Below are 6,394 nucleotides of genomic sequence, written 5' to 3'. Positions count from 1 at the left end.
CATGAGCGTCTCGTGGGCTCGGAGATGTGTATCAGAGACAGGGCCAGGGCGAAGACCTCTCGTACCGTGTCGTTGAACGTACGGATCGAGGAGAAGCCCGCGGCGAAGGCGATCTCCGCCATGGGCAGCGTGGTCGTCTCGATGAGCAGCCGCGCGGTCTGCGCGCGCTGGGCGCGGGCCAGGGCGAGCGGTCCCGCGCCGAGCTCCGCGAGGAGCTGTCGCTCGACCTGGCGGGTGCTGTAGCCGAGGCGTCCTGCCAGGCCGGGGACGCCTTCGCGGTCGACCACTCCATCCCCGATGAGGCGCATCGCGCGGGCCACCAGGTCGGCGCGCTGGTTCCACTCCGGGGAGCCGGGGCTGCTGTCGGGGCGGCACCGCTTGCAGGCCCGGAATCCCGCCTGCTGGCAGGCTGCCGCGCTCGGGTAGAAGCTCATGTTCTCGGGCTTCGGGGGGACTACGGGGCAGCTGGGGCGGCAGTAGATCCGGGTGGTGAGAACGGCGGTGAAGAACCACCCGTCGAACCGGGCGTCCTTCGACTGAACGGCACGTACGCAGCGGTCGGCGTCGTGGTGCATGACGCCGGTGCCGGTGCCGGTGCCGGTGCCAGCGCTGGCGCCGGCCTGGGCGGTGGAGGTTGCCGTGACGGTGGGCATGGCTCAAGGATCGTGCATGCCGGACACGGATGGCTGGCGAAAATCCGACATGGACCTTGGCGGCGCGGGGCGGGGCGGTAATCCCTACCCCTCCGCCAGCGCAGACGTAAACGCCTCGTAGGCCCTCGCGTCGAAAAGGACGAAGCGGATCTCATCAAAAGCTGACGGCACCGCATGCTTCCGCACCGTGCGGACGGCGATGCGGGCGCCGTCGTCCAGGGGCCATCGGTAGACGCCGGTGGAGATCGCGGGGAAGGCGACCGTCCTGGCGCCCACCTCCGCGGCCACGCGGAGCGACTCGCGGTAGCAGGACTCGAGCAGGTCGGAGCGGTCCTCCGTGGCGGACCACACCGGCCCGACCGTGTGGATGACGTACTGCGCGTCGAGCCGTCCGGCGGTCGTCGCCACGGCCTGGCCGGTCGGCAGCCCCTTGCCGTAGTGCGACGCCCGCAGCCGCCGGCACGCCTCGAGGATCTGCGGCCCGCCGTTCCGGTGGATCGCGCCGTCCACGCCGCCACCCCCCAGCAGGGACGAGTTCGCGGCGTTGACGATCGCGTCGGCGGTCTGCCGGGTGATGTCGCCCTGGACGAGCGTGATGGCCGTCATGCGGAGCGGAGCCTCCTCCATACCGCCTTGGCGGCGTTGTGCCCCGACATGCCGTGCACACCGGGCCCCGGCGGCGTCGCGGACGAGCAGATGAAGACCGCGGGATGCGCGGTGTTGTACGGGAAGAGGGACAGCTTGGGCCGGAGAAGCAGCTGGAGCCCGCTCGCCGCGCCGCAGGCGATGTCACCGCCCACATAGTTGGCGTTGCGCGCGGCCAGCTCCGCGGGCCCGGCGGTGGCGCGCGCGAGGACGCGGTCCCGGAAGCCGGGGGCGAACCGCTCGAGCTGCCGCTCGATCGCGTCGGTGAGATCACCGCTCCAGCCGTTCGGGACATGGCCGTACGCCCAGAAGACCTGCTTGCCCGCCGGCGCGCGCGACGCATCGACGACACCGGGCTGCACGGTGATGAGGAACGGCGGGTCGGGCGCGCGGTTCTCGCGCGACACGGCACGCAGGGCCGCACCGATGTCCGCGCTGCCCGGCCCGACCTGCACGGTGCCCGCGGTGCGCGCCTCCTTCGCCGTCCACGGGACGGGACCGTCAAGGGCGTAATCGATCTTGAAGGCGCTCGCGCCGTAGCGGTAGTTCCCGTAACTCCGCCCCAGGCCCGCGATCCGCGCGAGCGCCGTGGGCGAGGTGTCGAATACGTACGCACGGGCGGGCGGCAGGTCGTCGAGGCGCTTCACCTCGTAGTCGGTGTGCACCGCGCCGCCGAGGTCCTTCAGATACGCGGCGAGCGCGTCGGAGATCGACTGCGAGCCGCCGCGCGCGACCGGCCAGCCACGGGCGTGCGCGGCCAGCGCGAAGACCATGCCGACACCGCTGGTGGCGAGCCCGCCGAGCGGCGCGATGACATGGGCGACGAGCCCGGCGAACAGGGCGCGGGCCCGGTCGTCGCGGAAGCGCCGCATCAGCCAGGTGGCGGGCGGAAGGCCGACGAGTCCGAGGCGCGCGAGGGTCACCGGGTCACGCGGCAGGGCCGTCGTCGGCAGCGACATGAAGTCCCGCAGGACGGTGTCCCACTTGCTGACGAAGGGCTCGACGAGTCGCCGGTACGTCCCCGCGTCGCGCGGCCCGAAGGAGGCGGCCGTCTCGGCGACGGAGCGGGAGAGCACGGCGGCGCTGCCGTCCGGAAAGGGATGCGCCATCGGCAGCTCGGGCTGCAGCCACTCGAGTCCGTACCGATCGAGCGGCATGGTCCTGAACACCGGCGAGTTGATGCCCAGCGGGTGCGCGGCGGAACAGGGGTCGTGCCGGAACCCGGGAAGGGTCAGCTCCTCGGTCCGCGCACCGCCGCCCACGGTGCCCTTGGCTTCGAACACGGCCACCGAGAAGCCGCGGCGGGCCAGCTCGACGGCAGCGGTCAGACCGTTCGGTCCCGCCCCCACGACGACGGCATCAAGCATCGACGGCACCTTCGGACTCCTTTGTCAGCCGATGGCCACTGCCGCCCAGGATAGGCCTGGCCACCGACAGCGCCGTGGGCGCGGGTAGCCTCTGCCGGGTGACGCGATGGTTCCGCCGTGCCGACAGCGACTCCACCGACTGGTTCGAGACGGAGTTCGGGACAGGGTTCGAGACGGAGTTCGGGACGCGGTTCGAGACGCGGGACGATTCCATCGTCGTACGCCAGGCCTCCTTCGCCGAGCCGGACGGCACGGCCTCCGTCGCCGCCTCGCGCGATGAACTCGCCCGGACCCGCGACGCGTTCGGAACGCTGGGCGCGGGGCTCTACACAGCGCGGTACGGCGTACAGCGCGCACGCCACGGCCGCAACACCTCACCGCCGAGTCCGGGCGGCCCGCTCACCGTCACCGAATTCGAGGTCACCACCGTCCACTTCCACTTCGAGTCGGGTGGCGCCCCGCAGATCAGGCTCCGGCCGACAGCAACGCCACCACCCGGTCGACCGTGGCCGCGTCCCGGGCGGCCGTGAACGGCAGGGCGTTGCCTCCCGCTATCCGGAAGGGCTGCCCGGCCACGGTCCGGTCGCCGCCGCCGGCCTCCGCCACAAGCAGCAGTCCCGCCGCGTGGTCCCAGGCGAGCTCCCAGGAGAAGGCGATCGCGTCCAACTCGCCCTTGGCTATGGCCAGATACTCGAGACCGGCCGATCCGCAGGGCCGCGGCGCGACGCCGTCCGCCCGCAGGCCGGCGAGCGCACGCTTCTGGTCGTCGGTGGTGTAGTCCGGGTGCGAGGTGGCCACTTCGATGACCTCGCCCGGCGTGCCGGCCACCAGGCGCCGCCCGTCCAGCCAGGCGCCCTTGCCGCGCACCGCGACGGCCATCTCGTCCAGCGCCGGGGCGTACGTCCACGAGGCGTGGACCTCTCCCCGCCAAGCGAGCGCGATGAGCATGCAGAAGCCGGGGTCGCCGTGGACGAACTGCCGGGTGCCGTCGACGGGGTCCACGATCCACACCGGCGCGTCGCCCCGTATCGCCTCGTACCGCGAGGGGTCGGCGTGCACGGCTTCTTCTCCTACGACCACGGAGCCGGGCAGCAGCTCCGTGAGCGCGGCGGTCAGCTGCTCCTCGGCGAGGCGGTCGGCCACCGTCACCAGGTCGTGCGGCCCGCTCTTCTGCACGACGTCTTCCGCTGTGAGCTGCCGGAACCTCGGCATGACCTCGGTTGCGGCAGCCTTGCGGAGGGCCTCTTCTACTGCGGGTACTCCGCTTTCCAGAAAGTCTTCGATCATGCCTCCATGAGAGCATGCCGCGCTGACAACGCGTACGGAGCGGGTGTACGCGCGGTGGCCTCCACGTGAATTCCACGCAACCCCGGGCGCCGGTCCCGCGGCCGCCGACCCACCTCAGCGCTCCGCGTTCAGCGCGTCCACCGCGCCCCGCGCATCGCCGATCGTGAGGTAGTCGACGGCGACGAAGTTCACCGGGCTTCCGCGCTCCCGCTCACAGGCGTGTACGCGGTCGAGGACCGCCGCGCGGGTGTTGACCGTACCCGCGTCAAGGCGGCTGCCGCCGTCGATGGTGATGAAGTGGTTGAGCAGGAAGAGCCGCTTGTCCGTGCCGCCCCGGTGCGGGACGCAGGTCATGTCCGCGGGGGTGCGGAACGCGTACGGGGTCTCCATGCCGTACCGGTAGAAGTTGCGGTACCAGGACGCGGGCCCGTCGGCGCGCTCGGCGAACACGACCAGGCGCTTGCCGCTGTCGATCATCTCGCCAAGGTCGGGCCACGGGTGCGAAGGGTCCGGGTCCGGCGCGAAGAGCAGGTCCGTGAGCCCGGCCTCCTCGAACACGGCCGCGGTGGCCTCCGCGCCCACGGCGTCCTGCACGATCAGCGTGACGACGTCGGTGGGGTGGGCGCGCAGCCAGTCGCCGACCTCGCGCAGCGTGGGCACGAGGCCGATGGCGCCCGCCCGGCACACCGAGTGGCAGAGCCACAGGCCGTCGCGCGGCGGGTTGAACTTGTTGATGGCGGCCAGGATCTGCCCCTGCAGCCGGGGCGAGAACTCCGACCCCTCGAGCCGCTCGGCGATCTGCTCCGGGCGCTCCCAGGTGTAGGTGTCGATCTGTAGGGCCCGTACGCCGTCGTTGAGTTGAGCGGTGATGTGGGGATCCTGCAGGGGCCCGATGAACTGGTCGGCCGTGGTGGACATCGCGTTGTGCGAGGTGAGCTGGGCGATCTCGTCGTAGCCGCGGTCGCAGAGCCGGGAGCTGCCCTGGCAGACCCGCGGTTCGGCACGTCCTGCCGCCACGGGTGCGAGGACGACACCCCCGAGCGCGGCACCCGCGACGCCGACGGCGAGCATCTGCGCGCGGCGGGGCCTGACCGTCAGAGCGGGTCCCGTCGTCCAGGCCCAGCCGACGGCGACGAGCAGCGCTCCCGCGGCGAGCAGGATGTACGCGGCGACGGTCGCGGTGGTGAGCACACCGTCCACGGCCGCGCTCCCCAGGTCGTCGACGAGCCGGGACACGGATCCCGGCCAGGACGCGGGCGTGCTGATCACCCCGTCGTCCGTGGCCATGCGGGCGGCCACCACGCACAGCCCCGTGAGGGTTCCGCCCGCGGCGAGCGCCCAGCCGAGGCCCATCAGGCGACGGGCGGGGGCCGCGGGCCCGGAGACCCACAGGAACGCGAGGGCCGCGACGCCGAGCAGGGCGGCGAGCGGCTCGACCACGCCCTGGGCGAGGTGTGTGACGGAGCGCGCCCGGTGCAGCGGGGCGAGCGCGTCGCTCGACGTGTCGAGGTCGGCGGTGATGTCCCAGGTGTCGCCGCCGACGGTCCCGCGCAGCTGCTCGGTGGCCCGGCGGGTGCGGTCCGACACCGCCTCGGGCCCGACGGCGGCGAGTGCGGAGGCGACGTCCCCGCTGTCCAGCGCCACCTCGACCTCGGGGCGGAGCTCGTCGCGGCGGTCATCGGGCACCACCTGGAGGAGCGCACGCGTGGCCGCGACGGCCTGGTCCCTGGACAGCTCCAGGGTGGGCAGACCGGCCGGCGGCACCCCTTCGGCCACGGCGTTCGCGGATTTGCCGAGATCCGCGAGGAAGGCGGGGAAGTCGGGTTCGGGCTGCCGCTGCACGGAGGCGACGAGATCACCGAAGTACGTCTGGGCCAGGTTGCCGACATTGGTGAGCAGCGGCCGCAGGTCCACGGTGAGACGCAGCGTGTCGTGCTCGCCCCGCAGATATCCGGTCACCTCCGCGATCTGCCGGTCGGCCATGGTGCGCAGGGTCTCCGGGGGCAGCACGATCTTCAGGTTGGAGGTCACCGCGGCCTCCGGGACGGGAAGCCGCGCCAGCAGGTCGCGGGTGACCGGGAGGGTCCCCGGATCGACGAGGACTTCGTTGTACAGGCGGTCGTAGGCGTGCTGCTCGTCGAGGACGCGCTGATGGAACCCGGGGCTGAGGAGCGTGCTGCGCGCCGTGGCCGTCGCGGCCAGGACGGCCACGCACAGCACCGCCACGATCCAGGCGACGGGCCGGAGCCGACGCCGCAGGCGGATCGCGCGCTGTTCCATGACCTCAGGTTGAGTCCCGCGAGCGGGCGCGGCGACTCGGTACGCCGAGGGGAAATGCCCCACCCATATAACCGACATAAGGTGCATTACGCGGCGTAATGGCGCCAGAGGCCTTCAGCAGCCACCCTTCCCGAAAGGGCCCGCCCCATGCACCCCTCCCTC

General features: G+C 72.3%; 6 protein-coding genes. 1 reads left to right on the top strand and 5 read right to left on the bottom strand.

Annotated elements, in window-relative coordinates:
• From E2651_RS39915 to E2651_RS39905, 3 genes are all read right to left on the bottom strand, one after another.
• The coding region (locus E2651_RS39915; RefSeq protein ID WP_135336174.1) for an Ada metal-binding domain-containing protein at nucleotides 1-575 on the bottom strand (575 nt) is incomplete at its 3' end.
• Nucleotides 576-737: 162 nt separating this feature from the next.
• Nucleotides 738-1,259: an O-acetyl-ADP-ribose deacetylase gene (locus tag E2651_RS39910; RefSeq protein ID WP_135336172.1), complete on the bottom strand. Its 522-nt coding sequence runs from the start codon at nucleotides 1,257-1,259 to the stop codon at nucleotides 738-740.
• On the bottom strand, nucleotides 1,256-2,665 hold the full coding sequence (locus E2651_RS39905; protein WP_135336173.1) for an NAD(P)/FAD-dependent oxidoreductase: 1,410 nt from the start codon (nucleotides 2,663-2,665) through the stop codon (nucleotides 1,256-1,258). The genes E2651_RS39910 and E2651_RS39905 overlap by 4 nt, the downstream gene beginning before the upstream one ends.
• Nucleotides 2,666-2,763: 98 nt before the next feature.
• On the opposite strand from E2651_RS39905, the gene E2651_RS39900 reads away from it, so the two are divergent.
• The gene (locus E2651_RS39900) at nucleotides 2,764-3,195 is read left to right on the top strand and encodes a hypothetical protein (protein ID WP_135336171.1); all 432 of its coding nucleotides are present in this window, start codon (nucleotides 2,764-2,766) and stop codon (nucleotides 3,193-3,195) included.
• Here the strand turns inward: E2651_RS39900 and E2651_RS39895 are convergent.
• Together E2651_RS39895 and E2651_RS39890 are read right to left on the bottom strand one after the other, a co-directional pair.
• Nucleotides 3,131-3,952, bottom strand: a complete 822-nt coding sequence (locus E2651_RS39895; RefSeq protein WP_135336170.1) for an inositol monophosphatase family protein — start codon at nucleotides 3,950-3,952, stop codon at nucleotides 3,131-3,133. The genes E2651_RS39900 and E2651_RS39895 overlap by 65 nt on opposite strands.
• A 114-nt stretch (nucleotides 3,953-4,066) precedes the next feature.
• Complete coding sequence (locus E2651_RS39890; protein ID WP_135336169.1) at nucleotides 4,067-6,232, bottom strand: hypothetical protein; 2,166 nt, start codon at nucleotides 6,230-6,232, stop codon at nucleotides 4,067-4,069.
• Between the last annotated feature and the right edge of the window lie 162 nt (nucleotides 6,233-6,394).

This window comes from Streptomyces sp. MZ04, assembly GCF_004684775.1.
GTDB lineage: Bacteria > Actinomycetota > Actinomycetes > Streptomycetales > Streptomycetaceae > Streptomyces.
The sequence above is the reverse complement of the archived record's forward strand: the minus strand, read 5'-3'. Positions and strand labels throughout refer to the sequence as shown.